17 protein-coding genes and 1 pseudogene are annotated in these 21667 nt (G+C 71.5%); 8 read left to right on the top strand and 10 right to left on the bottom strand.

Annotated elements, in window-relative coordinates:
* Positions 1 to 15 precede the first annotated feature (15 nt).
* The gene (locus FXF51_RS40090; protein WP_187414828.1) at positions 16 to 1299 is read right to left on the bottom strand and encodes an MATE family efflux transporter; all 1284 of its coding nucleotides are present in this window, start codon (positions 1297 to 1299) and stop codon (positions 16 to 18) included.
* A 256-nt stretch (positions 1300 to 1555) separates the two neighbouring features.
* Here FXF51_RS40090 and FXF51_RS40085 point away from each other — a divergent pair, with 256 nt between their 5' ends.
* Entirely contained in the window at positions 1556 to 2374 is an 819-nt protein-coding gene (locus tag FXF51_RS40085; protein WP_148439996.1) for an oxidoreductase, read from the top strand.
* 127 nt (positions 2375 to 2501) lie between these two features.
* Here the strand turns inward: FXF51_RS40085 and FXF51_RS40080 are convergent, their stop codons facing one another.
* The 4 genes from FXF51_RS40080 to FXF51_RS40065 form a co-directional block, all read right to left on the bottom strand.
* Positions 2502 to 4775 (bottom strand): hypothetical protein, encoded by a 2274-nt coding sequence (locus tag FXF51_RS40080; RefSeq protein WP_148439995.1) that lies wholly within the window; start codon positions 4773 to 4775, stop codon positions 2502 to 2504.
* Between the two features lie 113 nt (positions 4776 to 4888).
* Positions 4889 to 5470, bottom strand: a complete 582-nt coding sequence (locus FXF51_RS40075; protein WP_148439994.1) for a hypothetical protein — start codon at positions 5468 to 5470, stop codon at positions 4889 to 4891.
* A gap of 440 nt (positions 5471 to 5910) precedes the next feature.
* Positions 5911 to 6441, bottom strand: a complete 531-nt coding sequence (locus tag FXF51_RS40070) for a hypothetical protein (protein ID WP_148439993.1) — start codon at positions 6439 to 6441, stop codon at positions 5911 to 5913.
* Positions 6442 to 6694: 253 nt separating this feature from the next.
* Positions 6695 to 9454, bottom strand: coding sequence for a helix-turn-helix transcriptional regulator (locus FXF51_RS40065; RefSeq protein ID WP_148439992.1), 2760 nt, complete (start codon positions 9452 to 9454; stop codon positions 6695 to 6697).
* Positions 9455 to 9668: 214 nt separating this feature from the next.
* On the opposite strand from FXF51_RS40065, the gene FXF51_RS40060 reads away from it, so the two are divergent.
* A complete protein-coding gene (locus FXF51_RS40060; protein ID WP_316247659.1) occupies positions 9669 to 10700 on the top strand; it encodes an MBL fold metallo-hydrolase in 1032 nt (343 codons plus the stop codon).
* Positions 10701 to 10846: 146 nt separating this feature from the next.
* Entirely contained in the window at positions 10847 to 12331 is a 1485-nt protein-coding gene (locus tag FXF51_RS40055) for a carboxylesterase/lipase family protein (RefSeq protein ID WP_187414827.1), read from the top strand.
* Between the two features lie 79 nt (positions 12332 to 12410).
* Here FXF51_RS40055 and FXF51_RS40050 read toward each other — a convergent pair whose 3' ends face one another.
* Positions 12411 to 13028, bottom strand: a complete 618-nt coding sequence (locus FXF51_RS40050) for a TetR/AcrR family transcriptional regulator (RefSeq protein WP_222871657.1) — start codon at positions 13026 to 13028, stop codon at positions 12411 to 12413.
* Between the two features lie 102 nt (positions 13029 to 13130).
* Between FXF51_RS40050 and FXF51_RS40045 the strand changes: the two genes are divergently transcribed.
* The 5 genes from FXF51_RS40045 (at position 13131) to FXF51_RS40025 (ending at position 16506) form a co-directional block, all read left to right on the top strand.
* On the top strand, positions 13131 to 14276 hold the full coding sequence (locus tag FXF51_RS40045; protein ID WP_148439991.1) for an FAD-dependent oxidoreductase: 1146 nt from the start codon (positions 13131 to 13133) through the stop codon (positions 14274 to 14276).
* 14 nt (positions 14277 to 14290) lie between these two features.
* Positions 14291 to 14818: a hypothetical protein gene (locus tag FXF51_RS40040; protein ID WP_148439990.1), complete on the top strand. Its 528-nt coding sequence runs from the start codon at positions 14291 to 14293 to the stop codon at positions 14816 to 14818.
* Between the two features lie 220 nt (positions 14819 to 15038).
* Positions 15039 to 15386 (top strand): ArsR/SmtB family transcription factor, encoded by a 348-nt coding sequence (locus tag FXF51_RS40035; protein ID WP_148439989.1) that lies wholly within the window; start codon positions 15039 to 15041, stop codon positions 15384 to 15386.
* Positions 15386 to 15886 (top strand): SRPBCC family protein, encoded by a 501-nt coding sequence (locus FXF51_RS40030; RefSeq protein ID WP_148439988.1) that lies wholly within the window; start codon positions 15386 to 15388, stop codon positions 15884 to 15886. The genes FXF51_RS40035 and FXF51_RS40030 overlap by 1 nt, the downstream gene beginning before the upstream one ends.
* The gene (locus tag FXF51_RS40025; RefSeq protein WP_148439987.1) at positions 15886 to 16506 is read left to right on the top strand and encodes a dihydrofolate reductase family protein; all 621 of its coding nucleotides are present in this window, start codon (positions 15886 to 15888) and stop codon (positions 16504 to 16506) included. The genes FXF51_RS40030 and FXF51_RS40025 overlap by 1 nt, the downstream gene beginning before the upstream one ends.
* Before the next feature lie 174 nt (positions 16507 to 16680).
* Here the strand turns inward: FXF51_RS40025 and FXF51_RS40020 are convergent, their stop codons facing one another.
* From FXF51_RS40020 to FXF51_RS40000, 4 genes and pseudogenes are all read right to left on the bottom strand, one after another.
* Entirely contained in the window at positions 16681 to 17457 is a 777-nt protein-coding gene (locus FXF51_RS40020) for a maleylpyruvate isomerase family mycothiol-dependent enzyme (RefSeq protein WP_148439986.1), read from the bottom strand.
* 191 nt (positions 17458 to 17648) lie between these two features.
* Positions 17649 to 18320, bottom strand: coding sequence for a class I SAM-dependent methyltransferase (locus FXF51_RS40015; protein WP_148439985.1), 672 nt, complete (start codon positions 18318 to 18320; stop codon positions 17649 to 17651).
* Between the two features lie 136 nt (positions 18321 to 18456).
* Positions 18457 to 18975 (bottom strand): annotated as a pseudogene (locus tag FXF51_RS40010) (maleylpyruvate isomerase family mycothiol-dependent enzyme); the annotation flags it as partial.
* Between the two features lie 239 nt (positions 18976 to 19214).
* Positions 19215 to 21500, bottom strand: a complete 2286-nt coding sequence (locus FXF51_RS40000; protein ID WP_187414826.1) for a S1 family peptidase — start codon at positions 21498 to 21500, stop codon at positions 19215 to 19217.
* Positions 21501 to 21667 lie beyond the last annotated feature (167 nt).

The following is a 21667-nucleotide window of genomic DNA, read 5'->3' as shown; positions in this document are numbered from 1 at the left end:
AGGCGGCGCAGAGCGTCAGCCGGTCGCGACAACCTCCTGCGCGACGCCGCCCCTGACCGACAGTCTCCGTACGTGTCGCACGGCGATGATCGGCACCGTCACGCCGATCAGGTTGCAGTACGCCACCGCGGCGTAGAAGCCGTCCGCGCTGCCGGCGGCGTGTGCCGCCACCGCGCCGACCGCGACGATCAGGCCGAAGTAGACGGCGTTGAGCACGATGGCCAGGAAGCCGCCACCGGTCTCCTCCATGACGGTCAGTGCGGCGAGCACGGGCCCCTGGACGGTGTAGGTGAGCGCCACGGCGCCCAGGTAACCGCCCGCGGCCGCGGCCACCCCTGCGTCGCCGCCCATCAGCCGCGCCAGCGGGTCGTGCAGTGCCCACACCAGCGCCGCGATCACCACATAGGTCACGACGGTGACCTCGATGCCACCGCGCATCGACGCACGGACGCGCCGCCATTCGCCCGCGCCGCGTTGCTGGTTGATGGTGATCGCCGTGGCTGTGCCCAGGACCATGCCCGGCAGCAGCACGATGTTCTGCAGCGTGGAAGCGACCGTGAACCCGGCCACGGCGTTCTCCCCGTAGCTCCCGAGGACGCCGATGACCGCGAAGTTGTACGCCGCGAGCACGAAGAAGGACAGGGCGATGGGCACACCGATGCGGCGCAGGTCGGTGAACACCTCGCGCCGCCAGATCCGGGCGGCCGGCGGATGCCACAGCTCGGTGCGGCGCAGCAGCGCCAGGCCCATGGCCAGGCCGGTCAGACCCGCCGCCGCCTCGGCGATGGGCACCGCCGCGATGCCGCTGCCGGCGCCGAGCCCGAGGCCGGCCACGAGGCCGATCCGCACGCCGGCCGTCCAGATGACCAGGACGGTGGCGTGCCGCACATACCCGTAACCGCGCAGGCCGGCCGCGCACAACTCCGCCCCGACGGCCAGCAGACCGGCGGCGCTGGTCCAGCGCAGGAACGAGGCGAACGTGTCCCGCAGCGCGGCGTCCACATGAAGGAGACCGGGGAGGGACGGAGCCGCGACCGCGAGGACCAGGAACAGGGCCGCGCCGAGCCCGAGCCATACCCTTGCCAGGCTGGCGACGTTCGACATGACGTCCTGGGGGCGCCCGGCCCCCTTGCTGATCGCGGCGGCGACCTGGCCGCAGACCGCGAACCCCACAGTCAGGGCGAGGACGATGAGGCTGACAGGCTGATACAGGGAACGCACATAAATTGCCTCGCCCCCCATATACCCCAGAATGGCGATGATTCCGAGCTGGGCAGCGAAATTGAGGGACCCGGCCACAAAAAGAGGGACAGCGAGGCCGGAGATGGCTCGCCAAACCGCCTTTCTGGTATGAGCAGCCAAAGAAAAACCTCCGGGAACGCGAATTGATCTGTGGGACGATAGCCAGATTCATCGATGAATGTCCATAGCGGCCCCCACCGGTCCAGGCGTTGCACTCAGCTAGAGGCTCATTGCACCAATCCATGGGGGTTGACCTGCTGAAACGACTTCTGCGAGTTGTCACATCGTTGGGCAGGACCCTAACGTTCCCTCCATGAAGAAGGTCGTTCTCATCACCGGCGCCTCAGCCGGCATCGGCAAGGCCACCGCGCTCGACCTCATCCGCGCCGGCCACCTCGTCTACGGCGCCGCGCGACGCGTCCCCAACATGGACGACATCCGCGACGCCGGCGGGCACGCCCTGCCCCTGGACGCGCGCCGCCCGGCAGACCTGGAACGCGCCGTCGAGGCCGTCATCGCAGAACAGGGCCGCATCGACGTCCTGATCAACAACGCAGGCACCGTCCTGCACGGCGCGGCCGAGGACATCCCTCTCGACCTGGCGCGCGACCAGTTCGAGGTGAACGTGTTCGCTCCGGCCCGGCTGACCCAGCTCGTCCTGCCGCACATGCGCGAGCAGGGGTCCGGCACGATCGTCAACGTCTCCTCCATCGGCGGCGAGATCGCGCTGCCGCTCGGCTGCTGGTACTACGCGACCAAGCACGCGCTGGAGGCCTACTCCGACAGCCTGCGGATGGAGGTGGAGCCGTTCGGCATCGACGTCGTGATCATCCAGCCCGGCATCATCAGAACCGGGTTCGAGGACCACACGGCGCGGGACCTCCGCGAGATCTCCGGCACGACCGCCTACGCGCGGATGGCCGAGGCCATGGCCGTACGCGCCGAGTCGCAACTCGGCGAGAACACCCCGGCCAGCGACCCTGGTGTCGTCGCCGCCGCCATCCGCCAGGCCGTCGAAGCCGGCAAACCCGAGACGCGCTACGCGGTCGGCTACATGGCCGACAAGCTCCTGGAGCTCAACAGGACGTTGCCGGACCGCGAGTTCGACGAGCTCCTCACCAGCGCCACGTAGTAGACCGCGGCAGGACCACGCTCCAGATCGGCACACCGCTCCGGGCTGAGCCTTCCACCGAAGGACGGCACCGCCGTAGCCCGGCCCAGGCATGTGAGCACGGGTGTCCTGTCCATCGGCTCGCAGGTCAGCGGTCCTTGGCGGGCTTGTGGTGGACGACCGCCTTGTCCCCTCTCCCCGGGTACGCCATGATCAGCAGCCGCTGGGTGCCGTCCGCCTCGCCCTTCCAGGGGAACCAGGCCATGTGCACGCGGATGCGATAGTGCCCCTTGCGGCCGTTGAGCGAAAGGTCGGGCAGCTCGGTGCCGCTCAGCCCGTCCATGAACCGCATCTCGCCGCTACGGTTCTCGAAGCCCACCTCGACGACGTGGTCCCAGCCCTTGGTCTCGACGGGCGGGCGGCGCGTATACGTCTCGAGCGTGACGCACACGTGGTAGTCGGAATGGGTCCAGATCGCCACGTGACCAGGAGCGACCTCGACAGGGCCGACGCTCGTCCCCTTGCCGCCGGAGGGCCCCTCGTCGTACAGGTCCAGCCCTGCCTCCGGCCACTCCGGCTCGGCCAGGCGCTGCGCCCTGGCCGGCGGGATGAGGGGGCGGTGGCGAGGGGTGGCGTCGCACTTGCGCCGCTCCTCGGCCGCGAACTCCTCGTACTCCCGCTCCTGGGCCGCCACTTGAGCGGCGACGGTCGCGTTCGCGGCCGGGCAGATCCCGGCGAGCACCCCGCTCAGATCGCGGACGCTCACCCCCTCCGCCGCACGCAGCCGGGCCAGCTCGCGCGGGTCGTCGCGGGTGTAGGCGCCGCACAGGCGGCGGCCGTGGCCGAGCAGCACCTGGTCGGGGGTGGTGTCGGCGAACGCCAGCGCCTTCTGCTCGCGTACCGCGCAGATGAACGCGCGGGGGCCGGTGGGCGGCACGGGTTCCACCGGTACGCCGTCGGCGTCCCAGGGGTCGCGCGGCGAGCAGTCCTGGGCCGTGGTGACGGGGCCGCGTGACTGGTCGGCGGCTGGCAGCAGGCACAGGGCGGCGGAGGTGGCCAGCGCCGTCGCCAGGAGGTGGTGCCGCAGGCGGGCGGCGGGCGGGGCGGCGTACAGCAGGAGCAGCAGGACGGCGGAGGCGGCCAGGGCGGCGCTGTACCACAGCGGCGAGAGGCCGAAGGCGATCTCGCCGTTCTCGCCGGGGGTGAACAGGCCGTCCGGGTACAGGGCCAGCCGCTGCCCGGTCGTCTCGGGGATCAGCTGCCAGTCCGGCTCGCGCTCCGTGGTGAGCACGCTGACGACACCCGCCGCGGCGGCGATGACCAGGATCGACATCGTCACCCTGAGCAGGGTCCTGGTCCTGCGGACGACCGCGAGGAGGATCAGCACGGCCGGGGCGCCGACCCCGACCAGAACGTCCACGACGACCCAGAGCACGGTTGCCGGGTAGCCCACGTACCCGTGGAACAGGTCGTCGACCAGACCTCGGGGGCCGGTCCACACGGGCATGCCGCCTGCCAGGTTCACGGCGGCGGGGATCAGCGGCAGCGCCACGGCCACGGCGGCGAGCGGCCACGCCCGCGCCGGCGCGACACCCGCCGCCGGAGCAGGGGGCGGCACGGGCGGGCTGCCCAGTTCGTGGGCGGAACGGGCCTGCCACGCCGTTCCGAGCACGCCCAGGGTGGCCATGACCATGAGGAGCACCAGGTCGTGGTCGACGTTCCCGCCGCCGAACGAGATGAAGGAGTGCCCGCCGTACGACAGCAGCGACAACATCGCCCAGGCCAGGCCCATCCGCACGGTGCCCCGGCTCCAGCGCGGATCCCTCGCCTGCCCGGCCAGCACCGGCACCAGCCACAGCAGGTAGACGAGGTTGCCCAGCCGGTACGGAGTGAGGTAGCCGCCGATCTCGTACTGGCCGAGGCCGTACAGGACGGTGGCGGCGCTTTCCGCGCACACGTTCACCGTCCCCGCCACCAGCCCGAGCAGCCGCAGCCACCGAGGCAGCGCCCCGGCGAGCACCATGAAGAACAACCAGATCACGGCGAGCTCGAGCAGGTCGCCGGGCAGTCCCGACCACCACGCGTACGGGATCGGCAGCCGGTACACCAGCGTCCAGGCGATCCCGACATACAGCGCCACCCGCAACAGCCGCACCGGCCGGTCGTTGAGCGCCGCCGGCCCGGCCGGCCGCCCACGCAGCACCTGCCAGTACGCCCACCCCTGCAACACTCCGGCCGCCACCAGGAGCAGCTCCACCCACCAGGTGTAGGGCACGAACTCCGTGTCCCATCCGGCGCCGACGACCACGCGCAGCGGCGCCGGGTCGCCGGTGGTCCACGCGATCACGCCGCACGCGGCGACCGCGGCCACATAGAGGGCGGCGGCAACAGCGGCGAAGGGGCCGAAACGGTAGCGGCGCACGGAACATCCTCGAAGAACGAGCGAACAGGTCCGGACAAAAGGCGCCCAACCCTAGCGGTCCTCAAAGAAGTCGATCAACCGGCGACGCGGCCTGTCCCCCTCTCAGGGCGGGCTCACCTGCTCTCCCGCTCCGGCATGATCTCGCCCGGCCCGGCGGGCTCGCCGATCTCCCACGGCCGGGGCCACTGGCCGGAGGGCGGCGGCGGACCGGCGATGCCGAGATCGCGGCGGGCACTGGCGTAGAAGGCGTCGCGGGCCCGGCTCACCGCGCTCACGGCAGTGACCCAGCCATCCGGGTCGCCGCGCATGCCCTTCGCGTAGAGCTCGACGTTCCAGACCGCTTCGTGCCAGGTGCGGGCCGCGGCCACCGTCGCCGCGTCGCCCACCAGGAGCACCGACTCCCACTCGGCGGCCCGGTTGGTCTCGGCCTCGTCGAGCTGGGCCAGCCCCTCCTCGATGTCCATCGGGTTGCCGGTGCGGGGTAAACCGCGGGCGGCGCCGATGCGCTGGGCGAGGTGGATCTGGATCTTCAGGAGGTGAGCGTAGCGGGCGTAGCTGTGGAAGCGCTCGTTGTCCCATCGTTCGGTTCTCGCGCGGCGCCAGCGTCCGCGCTCGGTGAGGCTGGAGGCGGCGTAGGAGCCGACCGCACCGACGACGACGCCCAGGAGAGCGGGTAGCTGGTCAACGAAAGGCATCGTTTCTCCTGTGATCAGACGAGTCGCCGAAGCGGACTTTCCTGACGCGGCCCGAAGAGGCAGCCGGCCCACGCACGCCACAACAACATCAACGCCGGACGGGCAGGCCAGGTTTCCGTGGTGGCGGCGATCCCGACCACAGCTCGAGGGGCGGGAGCACATGGTGCTCCCGCCCCTCGCAACCGACCGGCTTGCTCGTGCTCAGCTACTGATGAGCGCGCTGGAGTCGAGACAGCCGGAATGGGGAGTCGTAGCCGTCACGTAGTACGAACCCCAGAGCCCGCCCGGCGCGTCACCGGCTTCCGGCACCTTGCCCGTCAGAGTCTGGCCGGGACCCGCGCCCCGCCTTTTGACGACCGCGTGATTGGCCGGCGACAGCAGCCGCCGAAACAGCCGATACCTTCTTCACCGCGCCTTCCTCCTCATCTTGTGGAGACCGTTCAGCATCCGTCGCGATTTCCCCAGCCGCCCACGACCGAGGCCTGCTCCGGCGCGAGGGTGCCGTTCGTCTTCTGGCGACCCACCCGGACCGTGATGTAGCAGACGCGCAGGGACGTCGAGGGCATGCTCACCTCGAACCACTTGTCGACGCCGTTGCACTCCAGCTGCGGCGGGTGCGTCTTGATCGGCTCATAGTGGAATTCGTCCACATAAGCGGCTGCGCAGTATCCGTCGGTGGCGAAGTCCTTGAGCGGGAACCTGACGGTCACCCGCGCGCCGTAATCGGTCCAGTAGAGCTCTCCCTCACCGATGCGCGCGACGTTCCTGCGGACACCGTTGACGTTTCCCTGGTGAATGAAGTAGGGAAGGGGGTCACGGTGCCAGGAGTCGGCGCCGGTTCCCGTACGGAAGCTCTGCCCCGCCGCCGGTGGTGAGGCGACGAGGACGAGCGGAACAATCACCACCAGACTCAAGGCGATCCGTCGCCAATTGACGAGTGATGTTCGCCATCGGCTTTTTCTCTGTTGCATCCGCGCCTCCTGAAGAGTTGACGCACGCGAGTCGCTTCACAGAAGAGACATGGGCCTTTCATCGCCGCGGCCGAATTGCGTGATTTCCTCAAGAAGAGGGTCGGGGTCATGGCTGAGCCCGGTCAATGTCTTTTGATGCAGGTCGAAATTCACAGCTCACGCACGAGGTGGGGCGGGCGACGGCGGCGCCCCGGGCGTCCTGCGTCGCCGGCCGTCGTCGTGGCGGGCCGGCGCGGTCACGCTTCGCGACCCGTCAGACCGGAACGCGGCCGTGGTCACCGGCACCCGGCAGGGCGCCTTCGAGCACGTCGCGGAGCTGCGACCTGGCCGTGATCCCCAGCTTGGGAAACACCCGGTAGAGGTGGGAGCCGACGGTGCGCGGCGAGAGGTAGAGCCGGTCTCCGATCTCCCGGTTCGTCAGGCCGCGCGCCGCGAGCTGGACGATCTGCTGTTGCTGCGGGCTGAGCTCGGTGAGGGCGCCGGGCACCACGCTGGTGGCGGCCTCGATGCCGGCGGCGCGCAGCTCCGCCTTCGCCCGCTCGATCCAGGGCCGTGCGCCGAGCCGCTGGAAGGTTTCGAGTGCCGTGGTCAGCAGCGGCCGGGCCTCGGCGATGCGCCGTTGCCTCCGCAGCCACTCACCGTGGTCGAGCAGGGTCTGTGCCCGCTCGAACGGCCACTGCTCGCCCGCGTCGCCCGCCAGCGCCGCCTGGAAGTGCGGTTCCGCCTGGCCGGGTTCGGCGAGCAGGGCGCGGCCTCGGGCGAGCAGCGCGGCGATCCGTGCCGACGTGCCCGTGCCGAGGCGCCGCGCCGACCGCTCCAGCAGTGCGGCGGCGTCCTCCCGCCGTCCCCTGCGGACGGCCGCCGCGGCGAGTTCGGCCAGGACGGTGTAGGAGACGTGGTAGTGAACCGGATCGCCGTCGTCGGTGAAGGCGGCGCGGAACTGCGCGTAGGCGGTGTCGTAGTCTCCCTCGGCCACTGCCGCCAGGCCTAGGGCCCGTCGGGCGGAGACCGCGATGGAGCGGCTCTCCAGCGGATCGACGAGGGCCAGCGCCCGTTCGGCGCCGCGCCGCGCCTCGGCCGCCCGGCCGAGCAGCGCGAGCGCCGTCGCGTCGAGCACCTGCGCGCACGCCTCGGCGTGGTCCAGCCCGGCCGCGGCGGCAACCGCCGCGATCTCGGCGGCCACCGCGCGGGCCTCGGCCCACCGGCCCTGCTCCAGGTAGGTCCAGCCGACGGCGCTGCCCAGGCCGTCCGGCAGCGCGCCGCGGGCCTGCCACCGGTCGTACGCCTCGTCGAAGGTCCGGGCGGCCAGGGCGGTCTCGTCCAGGATCCAGGCCACGACGGCGAGCGCGGTCAGCAGGCCGGCGTCGCCCTCGGCCCCGGTGATGAGTGCGGGCAGCGCCGGGGCGAGGCGGGCTCCCGCGCCGTGGGGGTCGGAGACGGCCTGGACCCAGGCGCTCAGGGCGTCCCCGGTGGTGGGGTCCAGTGGAGCGGCGAGCAGGTCTTCGAGCTGCTGCCGCTGGCACTCCTCGCCCGAGTAGTAGCGGACGACCGCGGCCGCGGCGAGGGCGTTCATGAAGCGGGACGAGTGGGTGGCCGCCGCCTCGTCCACGACGCGGGACGAGGGGGTGGCCGCCTCGTTCGCGATGCGGGTCAGTGCGGCGAAGGCCGCCGCGTGGTTCCTGCGCAGCGCCATGAGCTGCCCGGCGGCCAGCGAGGCCCTGCTGATCAGGGCCTGGTCGTCACTGTGCTCGCGCACCTCGGCGGCCAGGCGTTCCACCCAGCCGAGCTGACCGGTGAGGACGGCCAGCTCGGCGGCCTCGGTCAGCAGCCGCGCCCGGCCGGCGCGGCGCGGGCTCAGCTCCGCGGCGCGCTCCAGTGCGGCGGCAGCGGCCGCGTAGCCGCCCCGGCGCCGCGCCCGGTCGGCCGTCAGCCGCAGGGCGTCCGACACGTCCTCGTCCGGACGCGTGGTCGCGGCGGCGAGGTGCCAGGCGCGGCGGTCGGGCTCCTCGCTCAGTGCCGCGAGAGCGAGATGCGCCTGCCGGCGTTCCTCGAAGGAGGCCGCGTGGTAGACGGCCGAACGGATGAGCGGGTGGCGGAAGGAGATCCGGACGCCGTCCTGGCGTACGAGCCCGGCCTGCTCCGCGGGAACCCACGCCTGGTCGCCGGCCTCGGGGAGTGCGCGTGAGGCCGTCGGCGCGTCCGCCGGATCGGCGGCGGCGAGCAGCAGCAGGGGGCGGCGGGCCGCCTCCGGCAGGCACCGCGCCTGCTCCGCGAAGATCCGCTCCAGCCGGTCGGTGAGCGGCAGCGGGCCCTGCACGCCGCTGCCGCCGGAGTGCCGGGCCGCGCCCGCGCGGGCGAACTCGATCAGGGCCAGCGGGTTGCCGGCCGCCTCTTGCAGGACGCGCACCCGCGTCCGGCCGGTGGGTGGCGCCGGCTGCCGGTCGAGCAGCCGGTTCGCCGCCTCTCCGCTCAGCGGGGCGAGCTCCAGGCGCTCGAATCCCTTGTCCATCCCGGGCAGCGGGGCGTCGGCGCGCACGCCCATCAGCAGCGTGACGGGTTCGGTGTCCAGGCGCCGGGCCACGAAGGACAGGACGTCCAGCGAGGCGCGGTCGATCCACTGGGCGTCGTCGACCACCACGAGCAGCGGCGCCAGGTCCGAGACCAGGGTGAGAACGGCCGAACCGACGACCATGCCGTCGGGGGCCCCGGTCCCCTCGTCCAGCCCGAGTACGGTCCGAAGCGCGGAACGCTGCCGGGGCGGCAGGCTGTCCAGCTCGCCGAGCACCGGGCGGAGCAGTTGGTGGAGGCCCGCGAACCCGAGGCGCGCCTCGGACTCGCTACCGACCGCCCGCAGCACCCGTTCGCCCTGGCGCCGCGCGTGGCCGGCCGCGAGGTCGAGCAGCGCGCTCTTGCCGGTGCCCGGATCGCCGGTGAGAATCAGCACCTCGGCGCGGGATCGGTCAGCGGCGAGCCGGCGCGCCATTTCCGCCGTCTCGTTCTCCCGGCCCACCATCGGCCTTTCCACTGTTGACCACCACGCATTGTCCCGGCGATTTGATCAGCCTTCAACGCGTGCGCCACCCGGGCTATTCCGACGGCCCTGACCTGGCGCGATCGAGGTGCAGTCGGGTGACTGATACCGGCCGGCGCCCGCAATCCGCACGATGGTGGATGCCCGTCCCGTCACGGTCCGGGCGTTACCTGATCGGAGTGCGGACGTGGACAGCGTGAATCCTTCCCTGAGCCGGCGCGGCTTCGCCGGAATCGCAGCGGGCGTCGGCGCCGCCGGGCTGCTGGGCAGTTCGGCGGCCCGGCCCGCCGACGCCGCCGCGGCCCGCCCCGTCAGCCGGACGCGCGTCGAGACGATCCGGCTGGGCGAGGTGACCGTCACCCGCGTCGTGGAGTACAGCGGCCCTGTCGGCCTGACGTCGCGTCAGTTCTTCCCCGGCAGCCCGGCGGAACTGTGGCAGGAGAACAGGAGCTGGCTGAGCCCTGACTTCTGGAAGCCGGGCACCGACATGGTCAACTCCGCGCTGCAGACCTGGGTGCTGCGCAGCGAGGGCAGGACGATCCTGATCGACACCGGCGCCGGCAACGACAAGTTCCGTCCGTACGCCAAGCAGTGGCAGTACATGGACACCGGCTTCCTGCGCCGGCTGTCCCGCGCGGGCGTGCGGCCGCAGGACGTGGACGTCGTCGTCAACACCCACCTGCACAACGACCACGTCGGCTGGAACACCAGGCGCGAGGGCCGCGACTGGGTGCCCGCCTTCCCGAACGCCACCTACCTGATCCCGAAGGTCGAGTTCGACTTCTGGAACCCCGAGAACCCCGTACGGCCGAAGTACTGGCAGGGCAACCAGAACGTCTGGGAGGACAGTGTGCAGCCGGTGCGCGAGGCGGGCCTGGTGAAGCTGTGGGAGGGCTCGTACACGCTCGACTCCAGCCTGAGGCTGGACCTCGCCGCCGGGCACACGCCCGGCTCGTCCGTGATCCGGCTGGAGTCGGGCAACGACAGGGCGGTGTTCATCGGCGACCTGCTCCACACGCCGCTGCAGCTCGAACATCCCGAGTTCAACAGCTGCTTCGAGGAGGACGAGAAGCAGGCGCTCGCGACGCGGCGCCGCGAGCTGGAGTGGGCCGCCGACCACAAGGCCCTCGTCCTGCCCGCGCACCTTCCCGGCCACGGCGCCGCCGAGGTGGAGCGCAGCGGCGGCAACTTCAGGATCAAGAGCTGGGCGGGTTTCAGCCGGATCTGACCACGCCGCCGCCGGGCGCTCACCTCGCCGGCCGGACCTGGGTGGCGCTGCAGTCGTCCGCGAAGGAGGCAAGCTCGCCATCAAGGGCTGGGCGCCCCTTCGCCCGTACACCGAGCAGGTCTGAACCCCTGCGGAAGGGCATCACCGTGAACCAACCCGTCGTCACCACCGCGCGGGGAGCCGTCCGCGGTCTGCGCAGAGGCGCCGTCCGCACCTTCCTGAACATCCCGTACGCCGCCCCGCCCCGCGGCGCGGGCCGCTTCGCGGCGCCGCGGCCGCACGAGCCGTGGGGCGGCGTGCGTGACGCCACGGCGCCCGGCCCCAGTGCGCCGCAGTCCGAGCGCAAGCTCGGCACGGTGGACATGTCCCCCTACTTCGGCGCCGGTTGGAGCCGCGGGGAGGACTACCTCACCGTCAACGTCCACACGCCCGCGGAGGGCGGCGGCGAACTGCCGGTCATGGTGTTCGTCCACGGCGGCGGGTTCGTCGCCGGCTCGACGCGGGCCATGCTGTACGACGGCTCGGCGTTCGCCCGCGACGGCGTCGTCCTGGTCACCCTCAACTACCGGCTCGGCATCGCCGGGTTCCTCGACCTTCCCGGGGCGCCCGCCAACCGCGGCCTGCTCGACGTGGTCGCCGGGCTCCGCTGGGTGCGGGAGAACATCGCCGCCTTCGGCGGTGACCCGCGCAACGTCACCCTCTTCGGCCAGTCGGCCGGGGCGACCATCGTCGGCGGCGTCCTCGCCACCCCCGGCGCCGCCGGCCTGTTCCGGCGGGCGATCGTCCAGAGCGGCAGCGGCCTGGGCGCGTTCACCACCGAGCAGGCCGCCCGCGTCACCAAGGCGGCGGCCGAGGCCCTCGGCATCGAGCCCGACGCCGGCGCGTTCGCGGGCGTCTCCGACGAACGCCTGGTCGAGGCCGCCTCCCTGCTCGCGGGCCTCGACCTGCGGACCGAGACGCACAGCGACCCGCTGATCGGGCTCAGCCCCTTCAGCCTCGTCCTCGACACCCAGCCGGCCGCGTCCGTCGCCGCCGGCCTGGGCGCCGGGGTCGATCTGCTCGTCGGCACCAACGCCGAGGAGGGCAACCTCTACCTGGTCCCGGTGGGCAGGTACGCCACCTCGACGGCCGCCGACGTCCACGAGGCGGCGGCGCGCTCCCACCCGGATCCGGCGCGGCTCGTCGAGGCCTACCGCGCGTCGCGCCCCGGGGCGTCGTTCGCGGAATTGCGCTCCGCCATCATGGGCGATGCGCTGTTCGGCGCGGGCAGCCGCGCCCTGGCCGGCGCACACGCCGCCCATCCCGGCTCCGGCACCTACGCCTACGAGTTCGCCTGGCGCTCGCAGGCCCTGGGCGGGGAGCTCGGCGCCGCCCACGCGGTCGAGCTGCCCTTCGTCTTCGACGTGACGGATCGGCCCGAGCTGAACGGGCCCGACGCCATGCTCGGCCCCGGCCAGGCCCCCGCGGAGCTCGCCGCCCGCGTCCACGAGGCCTGGATCCGGTTCGCCAGGACCGGTGATCCCGGCTGGGAGCCGTACGACAGCGGGCGCAGGGCGACCATGCGCATCGACACGGAGTGGACCCAGGTGGACGACCCCCGCGCCCGGGAACGCCTGGCCTGGGATCTTTGAAGGATGCGCAACGCCGTCGCCGCACTCATCGCGGGGCGGTGTGGGCTGTGCGCGATCCCGATGGCCCTGCCCTCGCTGTCTAGGGGGCGATGTTCTGCCACCCGCGTTCGAGGAGGTCGAAGACGCGGGTGAGGGCTTGGTGGGTGTCGTGGTGGCCGCGGACGGCGCTGGGCGCTTCGAGGGCGAAGTGGGCCAGGGCGGTGCAGGCGGGGTCGTCCGCGGGCAGGCCGCTCTCCTCGGCGATGGCCCGCGCGAGGGCAGCGGTGTGGCGTAGCCAGGAGGCCTGGTGGTAGTCGAGCAGCGCGGGGGTGCTGTTGATCAGCTCGATGAAGGCGGCGAAGTCGGGGTCGCCGGTGGCCGAGAGGTGGCGGTAGCGCAGGGCGTGCTCGCGCAGGGCGGCCGGGATCGACTGGCCGGGGGGACGGTCGCGTACCGCCGACAGCAGGCGGGCCTCATTGGCGGCTTCCCGGTCGAAGACGAGGGCTTCCTTGACCGGGAAGTGCTTGAACAGCGTGGTGGTGGACACGTCGGCGGCGTCGGCGATCTCGCGGATGCCCACGTCGTCGTAGCCGCGCTCCAGGAACAGGCGCAGGGCGGCGTCGGCGATGGCCTGGCGGGTGGCGGCCTTCTTGCGCTCGCGGCGCCCCATGGCGGGCGGGGCCTGCTCCGCGGGTGCGGCTTCACTGTCATCGAGCATAAAAGTACACTACACCACTTGTTGGCCAGCTCTAAAAGTTGAGCTGTTGCACTTTCTGAGCTGCTGTGGTTTTGTGGGCGCCACACGAAACGGAGTACCACCATGAACACCGCACCCCGCATCGCCATCATCGGCGCAGGACCCGGCGGCCTGACCTGCGCGCGCATCCTGCAACGGCACGGCATCGCCGTAACCGTCTACGAAGCCGACGCCGCTCCCGGCGTCCGTGACCAGGGCGGCAGCCTGGACCTGCGCATCGACAGCGGCCAGCTCGCACTGAAGGAGGCCGGGCTGCTGGAGGAGTTCTTCTGCCTCAGCCGCCCGGAAGGCCAGGAAATGCGCCGGCTCAACGCCGCCGACGCCACGCTCGGCTTCCACCACGTCCCCGACGAGGGCGAAGCCGTCCATCCCGAGATCGAGCGCGGCGTGCTGCGCGACCTGCTGTTGAACTCCCTCACCCCCGGCACCGTCCGCTGGGGCCGCGCCCTGGACTCCGTCGAAGGCCCCGGCCTGCTGCGCTTCACCGACGCCACCACTGCTGAAGCCGACCTCGTCATCGGCGCGGACGGCGCGTGGTCCAAGGTCCGCGGCGCGATCTCCCCCGCCCTGCCCCAGTACACCGGCATCACCTTCGTCGAGGCCTGGTTCCACGACGTCGACGACAAGCACCCCGACATCGCCGACCTGGTCGGCAACGGCAGCACCGTCGCGGCCGACGGCGAGCGCGGCATGTTCGCCCAGCACAACGGCAGCGGTCACATCCGCGTCTACCTCATCCAGCGAGTTCCCCTCGACTGGCTCGCCCAGGCCGGCCTCACCCACGACGACACCCCCGGCATCCGCGCCCTGCTCCTGGACCGCTACCGCGACTGGTCACCCCGCCTGCGCCGGATCATCACCGACAACGACGGCCCCTACCTCGAACGTCCCATCAACGCCCTGCCCGTCCCCCACACCTGGCGGCCCAGCCCCACCATCACCCTGCTGGGCGACGCCGCCCACCTCATGCCCCCGCTCGGCCTCGGCGTGAACCTCGCCATGCTGGACGCCACCGAACTCGCCCTCGCCCTCGCCGGCCACACCACCGTCGACGACGCGCTCCGCGCCTACGAGAAGACCATGGTCCCCCGCTCCCACGAACTGCAGGCCGAACTCGACGGACGCGCCGCCGACCTGCTGTCGGACGACCTGTCTGACGCCGACGACATGCAGGCTCACCTCGGCGGGCAGAACGACCAGCAGCCGTAACCGAACCTGGGGCGGTGGGCGGCGTCCGCTTGGGAGCCCTCCAGTTCGGCCTGGCGGGCGATGCTCTTCAGCGACGCGTCGACGCCGTGCTCGCGGAAGGCGGCGCCGGCCCCGGCGAGGAGGCCGCCGGCCCCCAACGCGATGCCGTGCCGTTCAGGGCGCCGCTCCGGAATCTCACCGGCCGGCCACTCCGCACGTTCGGGAAGTTCCGGGACGCCCTCCGGTGCCGCCCTGCCGTCATGGAGCGAGTGACGACCCACGACGTCCGGGAGATCACGCAGGGGAACGAAACGGACGGGTTCCAGTACGTCACCAGGACGGTCAAGGGGACCAGCGAGGAGGAGAACAACCTTCCCGGCAGCAGGTTCATCAAGTACCGCGTCTGGATGTACAAGGACGGCGACGACGTCCGTCTTGAGTCGGGGCTCCCCGGGCTGGACGGACGAGTTGCCCGGACCCAGCGGGAACACCTACTTCCAGGCCCGGAACATACGGGTGGGGCGGACGCGCGCCTACTGAGGTTCGCGTCGTGCAGAGCGTGAGGCCGGACGGGCGGTTGGCGGGGTCATCTTCCCCCGGCGTACCCGCCAACGACTCTGGCGCTTCCATCTGGCACCGCAGCCACGCCGATGGGAAGCGGGTAGAGGCCGTTCACCCACTCTGTGCGGGTTCCCGCCGTCGTCAGCAGCACCTCGGCGACAGCGCCACCGGCTGGGGCGCCCCCAGATTGACGCATGCCCATATAGGCATATGATGGCTTCCGTGGCACGAGCAGCGACGACGTCGGACGTCTTCAACGCGATCGCCGAGCCGCAGCGCCGGGACATCCTGGCGCTGCTGCGATCGGGAGAGCGGCCGGTGACCGAGTTGGCCCAGGAGCTGGGGATGACCCAGCCGCAGGCGTCCAAGCACCTGCGGGTGCTTCGCGAGGTCGGGCTGGTGCGGGACCGCAAGGCGGGCAAACAGCGCCTGTACGGCCTGGACGCCCGCGGACTGCGCCCGGTCCACGAGTGGACCGGCGGGTTCGAGCGGTTCTGGAACGAGAGCTTCGACCGGCTGGACGCGTACGTGCAGGACCTCAAGCAGGCAAGTCAGGAAGGAAGTACGTGATGAGCGAAACGGGACCGGACGCGCAGTCCGCGACGGCCGACCGCGAAGTTGTGATCTCCCACGTCATCGACGCCCCACGGGAGCTGGTGTTCGAGGCGTTCACCGAGGTGCGGCACCTGTCGCGGTGGTGGGGGCCGGAGGGGTTCACCACCACCACGCGCTCCTTCGAGTTCCTCGTCGGCGGCGTGTGGGACTTCGTGATGCACGGGCCCGACGGCACGGACTACCAGGAGTGGATCACCTGGACCGAGATCGTCCCGCCGGAGAGGATCACGCTGCTGCACGGCGAGCACCGCGACGACCCGAACGCCTTCGCATCGATCCTCGCGTTCGCGCCCGACGGGGCGGCCACCCGGGTCGAGATGCGCACAATATTCCCCACCAGGCAGCTGCGCGACGAAGCGGTCGAGAAGTACCACGCCATCGAGGGCGGACGGCAGACCTTGAGCAACCTGGCCGCCTATGTCACCGAGATCGTGCGGAAGGGGGCGGAGGACTGATGGCCGGGAAGGTGTTCTTCAGCGTGTCGATGTCGCTGGACGGCTTCATCGCGCCCGAGGCCCTCAGCGAGCTGATGGGGCGGCAGTGGATGGAGCTGCAGCGGTGGATCTTCCCGACGCGGTTCTTCCGGGAGAACCTGAAGCTCGGCGGGGGCGGCGAGGAAGGCCGTGACAACGACATCGCGCGGGAGACGTTCGAACGCACCGGCGCGAGCGTGATGGGCAAGCGCATGTTCGACGCCGGCGAGCGGATGTGGCCGGAGGAGGCGCCGTTCCACACGCCGGTGTTCGTCGTGACGCACGAGAAGCGCGACCCCTGGGAACGGCCCGGCGGGACCACCTTCCACTTCGTCAACGACGGCATCGAGACCGCGCTCGGCCAGGCCCGCGAGGCCGCCGGCGACCGCGACGTCCGCATCGCGGGCGGCGGCGCGACGATCCTGGAGTACGTGAACGCCGGCCTGGTCGACGAGTTCTCGATCGCGCTGTCACCGGTGCTGTTCGGCGCCGGGATCCGCCTGTTCGAGGGGGTGGACGCGGGGCGCGTGGCCCTGGAGCAGGTGCGCGCGGAGCCGACGGGGCGGGCGACCCACCTGACCTACGCGGTCCGGGAGCGGTAATCGCCGTCTTTCCGCGCATCGGGAGTCCGGAGGCCGGGCCGGCTGGCTGGTACGGGCGCGGGTCGGGAGCAGCCGACTGGCCGAGCGCCCCATGCTCAGGCTGACCTTTGGATAGGGGCAAGCCCTATGGGCAAGAGGACTGCCCAGGTCGCTGCGGGTGGCGGAGAAGGCGCGTCAGCCGGTGACCCAGTCCATGTGCTCGATCCAGTGGTCGAACAGCGCCCGATCCCCCCGCACTTCCAGCGCGGGAGCCGCGTCCAGGGTGCGGCGCCTGCTGATCACGAGCACGAGGTCGACGGCTGGGCCGCGTACCACGACGTCCGCCGCAGCGTGCGTGCGCTCCAGCGCGACCCGGTCCTGTTGTCGGCGTGCCACCCACTCCCCCGGCGCGTCGGTCGCCTGGAAGTGCAGACTCTGGCCGTCCCCGCGCATCGCGTCGGCGAAGCCCGGCATGTTCTCCCAGTAGCCGCGGGAGGTCATCGTGGCCAGCCAGTCCTCCAGGGCCGCAACGGCCTGCTCCGGCGCCAGCTCGTACGGCATGCCGAGCGCCACGGCCGCGTCCGCGCGGTGCACGCAGGCCTCGCCGAACAGCCGGCGTGACCAGAACGGCACGCCCGCGGCGCCGCCCGACGGATCCCACACCGGCGTGTCATCGGCGACCGAGGCGAACGCCTGTGTCGCTAAGGCCGCGCCGTCGCTCAGCCAGGCGCGCCACTGACCCGAATCGGTGGGGCCGGGAACGTAGCCGGCGTACGCCTTGTCCGGCTCGCTCATCTGCTCGCCCACGAGCATGGCCACCATGCGCTGTGTCCCGCCGACGTGGTCGACGAGATCGGCCAGCGTCCACTCGGGGCAGGTCGGCACCGGGGTCGTCGCGTCCCTGCCGTCCACCCATCCGGCCAGTGTGCTCGTCTGCTCGACGACGGCCTTCAGGTATGCGGATGTGTCCATCGCTGCACCTCCGAGTGCGCTGTGATCTCTACGGGGTTCGCGGGGATCGGCCCGGGCGTTACGACACTTCCACGTGACCGCTTCAGATCGGCTTCACCGTCTCCTCGGCTCGCGGAGGCCCCCGCCGAACGCCGAGCAGCGGTTCAGGAGAACTACGAGCGGATCGCCGACGGGCCGGCCGCCTGCATGCGTCACGCCGTCGCGCCGCCCGGTTTGCGGGCCAGCAGGAACGCTTGCGGTGTGTCCTCCGGGTAGTCATCGTGATCGTCGGGCTCGCGCAGCAGCCGGGCGTGCACGCTGAGCCCGGCCTGGTCGAGCAGGTCCGCGACAGGGCCGGGCCGCCGATGGTGGAAGCTGAGCGAGATCTCGTGGCCAGCCGCCTTCGTCCGGTGAGACACCCCGTCGCCCACCTGGAACGCGACCAGCACGTGGCCGCCCGGAGCCAGGACCCGGTGGAACTCGGCGAAGATCTCCGGGAGTCTCTCGTCAGGGAGGTGGATGGTCGAATACCAGGCCAGGATGCCGCCGAGGGCGCGGTCCGGCAGGTCCAGGGCCAGCATCGAGCCGACCTCGAACCGCAGCGCCGGATGCGCCCGCCGGGCCTCCGCGATCATCCGCGGTGACAGATCGACGCCGAACACCGGCAGACCCAGGCGATGCAGGTACGCCGTCAGGCGGCCGGGACCGCACCCGACATCGGCGACGGGTCCGGCATCCGCGTCCCGCACGAGTTCGGCGAACCCGGCCAGCACCGCCCGGTCCAGCGGCTTGGCCGCCAGCTCGTCCTGGATCCAGGCGGCGTAGTCAACGGCCATGGCGTCGTAGGACGCGCGGGTGGCTCGCAGGAAGTCCGGCTCGGTCATGGGGCGGCATCTTACCCATGGGGCTCGGAACCGCCATGCGCTCCATGGCCTGGGCGGCCACCGTCAGGGGACGCCCCTTGACGTGTGAGCAGCGCATGGTCGTGCCCGGCAGCCCGGGCAGATCACGTACGACGACTCACCCGAGCGGCCGTCGCCCGGTGACGATCAGCAGGATGTCCTTGACCGGCAGCTCGACGGGCTCACCCTCACCCAGCCGGATGTCGGCGTCGGTGGCCCGCAACTGCATGCCCCCGAGGTCCACCCCGAAGTAGGACAGGCTCCGCTCGTTCGCGCTCTCCAGCACCAGGGCCACGCGCTCGGCCGGAGGCGACGGCAGCCCCAGCGGCTCGGTCACGTCGAGGCCGTGGATGGTGTCGTGACTCAACGCTCCGGCGAGCCCTCCGCCTGGTGGCCGCCACTCGTTGGCGATGTTGGCGCGCAGGCAGGCGAGGAGTTCGCCGTCCGACAGCCGGGTGGTGTCCTTGCGGGCGGCCCGGTCGGCGTACCGGTCGAAGGAGAACCGTGCCGCGACCAGCCCGGCGACAAAGCGGGGCAGGCTCGTACGGAACGGCGCTGTGACGTGCGCGACGACTTCACGAACCCGCCACCCCGAGCACAGGGACGGGCTGTCCCAAGCCGTGTCGGGGAGTCCGGCGAGCGGATCGGCCCGAACTCGGCGAACCGGTCACCAGGTACGTGATGATCTCGCTGATGCGCCCGTCCCGGAGTTCGAGCTCCAGCAGGGCGAAGGGCCTCAGAACCCCGTTCCGTCCGGCCGATGGTCTCCTGCACGGCGTCGTCCGCCTCGCACCGTTCCCGGCCACCATGCCGACCGGCCGGTGACGTGGCGACGGCGCCCCCCGATGACGCCACGCCTACGCGGCCGTTCAAGTCTCAGCCGACGACCCGCAGTTCCAGCAGGGTCTCCTGGCAGTTGTCGGGAAAGTCCGGATGGCTCTCGTCGCAGGTGATGTCCGTACGCCCGAACTGCTCGCTCTCGTCCCGCTCGACGCGCTTGGTCCGCTCCGTTCCGGAGGCCACGTTCACGACCGTCGCGTCCACGTCATGGCCGGCCCCTGGCGAGCGGCTGTCTCCCTGAACCTCATAGACGTTCGGGATGCGGAGCTTCACCCATCCTCCGGAGCCGAGGACCTTGAAGCAGACCGCGGTCACGCCGAGATGCGGCTCGCCGATCTCGGTCTGGCCGTTCAGCAGGCCGGGGAAGACCTTGAGCACGCCGACCCCGTTCTCCGGGGACGCGGTGCACGAGACCCAGATGATCCCGCCGTTGCCGGAGATGAGCTCGAAGTTGCGCGCCTCGGCCTCGTCCGTGCCCCAATCGGCCTGGCCGGAGGTGCCCGCGAAGGCGTGCGGGAAGTTCACGGGGTAGCCGTACCTCTCCACGATGGAGTCCGGGCCGACGACGGGCGTCACGGTGACCGGGACGACCCGGACGGGCGGAAGAGCACGTCCCGCGACATAGGTGATCTGGTCGCCCGGGCGGTAGAGGAACAGGTGGCTCTGCCCGCCTTTGCTCCGGTGGTCGAAGGCGATCACGCGGTCCTTGGCCATCTCCAGGTCGTAGCCGCCGATGCCGGTCGAGCTGTGGAACACCGCCGTGAACGCACTGCCCGCGCCGTGTTTCAGTATCCAGGCCGTCTTCGATCCGGGCCGGTAGAGCAGCAGGTGGTCCAGCCGTCCCGACTGCTCGTAGTCGTAGGCGATGATCTGATCCGCCGTGCTCTTCAGGTCGTAGCCGCCGATCCCGGCCGAGCTGTGGAAGACGGCTCTGAACGTGTTGCCCGCGCCGTGCTCCAGGATCCAGGCCGTCTCCGCTCCCGGACGGTAGAGCACCAGGTGATCCTGCTTCCCCGAACCCGTGTAGTCGAAGACGATGACACGGTCCCTGGCGTCCTTCAGGTCGTAGCCGCCGATCCCGCCGTCCGCCGTGGCGAAGACCGGCGTGAACGTGGCGGCGCCGGTGCGCTTGAGGACGCGGGCCATCCCGGTCCCCGGCCGGTACAGCAGCAGATGGTCCAGCTTCCCCGCGTGCTCGTGGTCGTAGGCGATGATCTGATCCGCCGTGCTCTTCAGGTCGTAGCCGCCGATGCCGGCCGAGCTGTGGAACACGGCTCTGAACGTGTTGCCCGCGCCGTGCTCCAGGATCCAGGCCGTCTCCGCTCCCGGACGGTAGAGCAGCAGATGATCCTGCTTCCCCGAACCCGTGTAGTCGAAGGCGATGACACGGTCCCTGGCGTCCTTCAGGTCGTAGCCGCCGATGCCCGTGGTCGAGGAGAAGACCGGAGCGTAGGTGCCGTCCGCGTTCCGCTTGACGATGAAGACGATCTGCGAGCCCGGACGGTAGAGCACCAGGTGATCCAGCTTGCCCGAATGCTCGTAGTCGAACGCCACCACCTGGTCGCGGTTGTCGTCCAGGTCATAGCCACCGATCCCGCTCAGACTGGCGTCGTACCGGGTGAAGGACGTGGTGGGCTCGATCGCGACCGTGCGGATCCAGCTCGCCAGGTCGTCCACCCGCACCGCGTCGGCTCCGCGCGGCCCGTCGGCGGCGGCGCCGAGACAGCCTCCCTGCCCCGCGCCGATGCTGAGCCCGACGAGCTGCGGGGCGCTCCCGCCCGTGCGGAAGACCGGTGCGCCCGTGTCCCCCTGGCAGGCGCTCACGTCGCCGCCGTCCGCCCCGGTCCAGCCGAACGAGGCGGCGGCCACGGCCCCGGCGACGACGGGCGAGGCGTGCAGCCGGTTGGGCGCCCACTCCTGCGCGGTCCGGCCGTAGCCGGCGACCTGCATCGCGTCCCCGGTGGCGGGGGCGGTGGCGCTGACAGCGACGGGCGTGATGCCGACGGCCCGCAACGCCAGCCGGGCCATGACGACGTCCCGGTCGCGGTGCGGGTGGATCCAGTCCACGGGCAGCACCCGCCCGCCCGCACCGGACAGGTCCGTCCTGCCGACCGTCACCGTCGTCGCGGTCTTCGGCGCCCCGCTCGTGACGGACTGCCCCTCGGCGGCGAAGCAACTGGTGGCCGTGATCACCCATTGCGGGCTGACCAGGGCTCCCGTGCACCCGCGCGACTCGCCGACGTTCACCTTCGCCACGAAACCCCACGTGCCGTCGGCGACCGGACCGCCGCCCCGCACCGCGTGCGCCGGCGTCGTTCCCATCCAGAGGACGGCCGTGGAGAGCACCAGTAAGAGGGAATGAATGATTCGCTGGAGATTCACGGCACGAGTGTGCGAGCCCGGGCCCTGAACGAACCAGGACATCCACCGGACATCGAGCGGCCATTCGATCAGCGGCTCAGGTACGGGTCCAGCGTTGGTTGGCGCCG

Origin of the sequence: Nonomuraea sp. PA05, assembly GCF_008086045.1 — a bacterium.
In the GTDB taxonomy this organism is placed as follows: Bacteria; Actinomycetota; Actinomycetes; order Streptosporangiales; family Streptosporangiaceae; genus Nonomuraea; species Nonomuraea monospora.
Note: the sequence above shows the minus strand (reverse complement) of the source record. Positions and strands in the feature narration are given on the sequence as shown.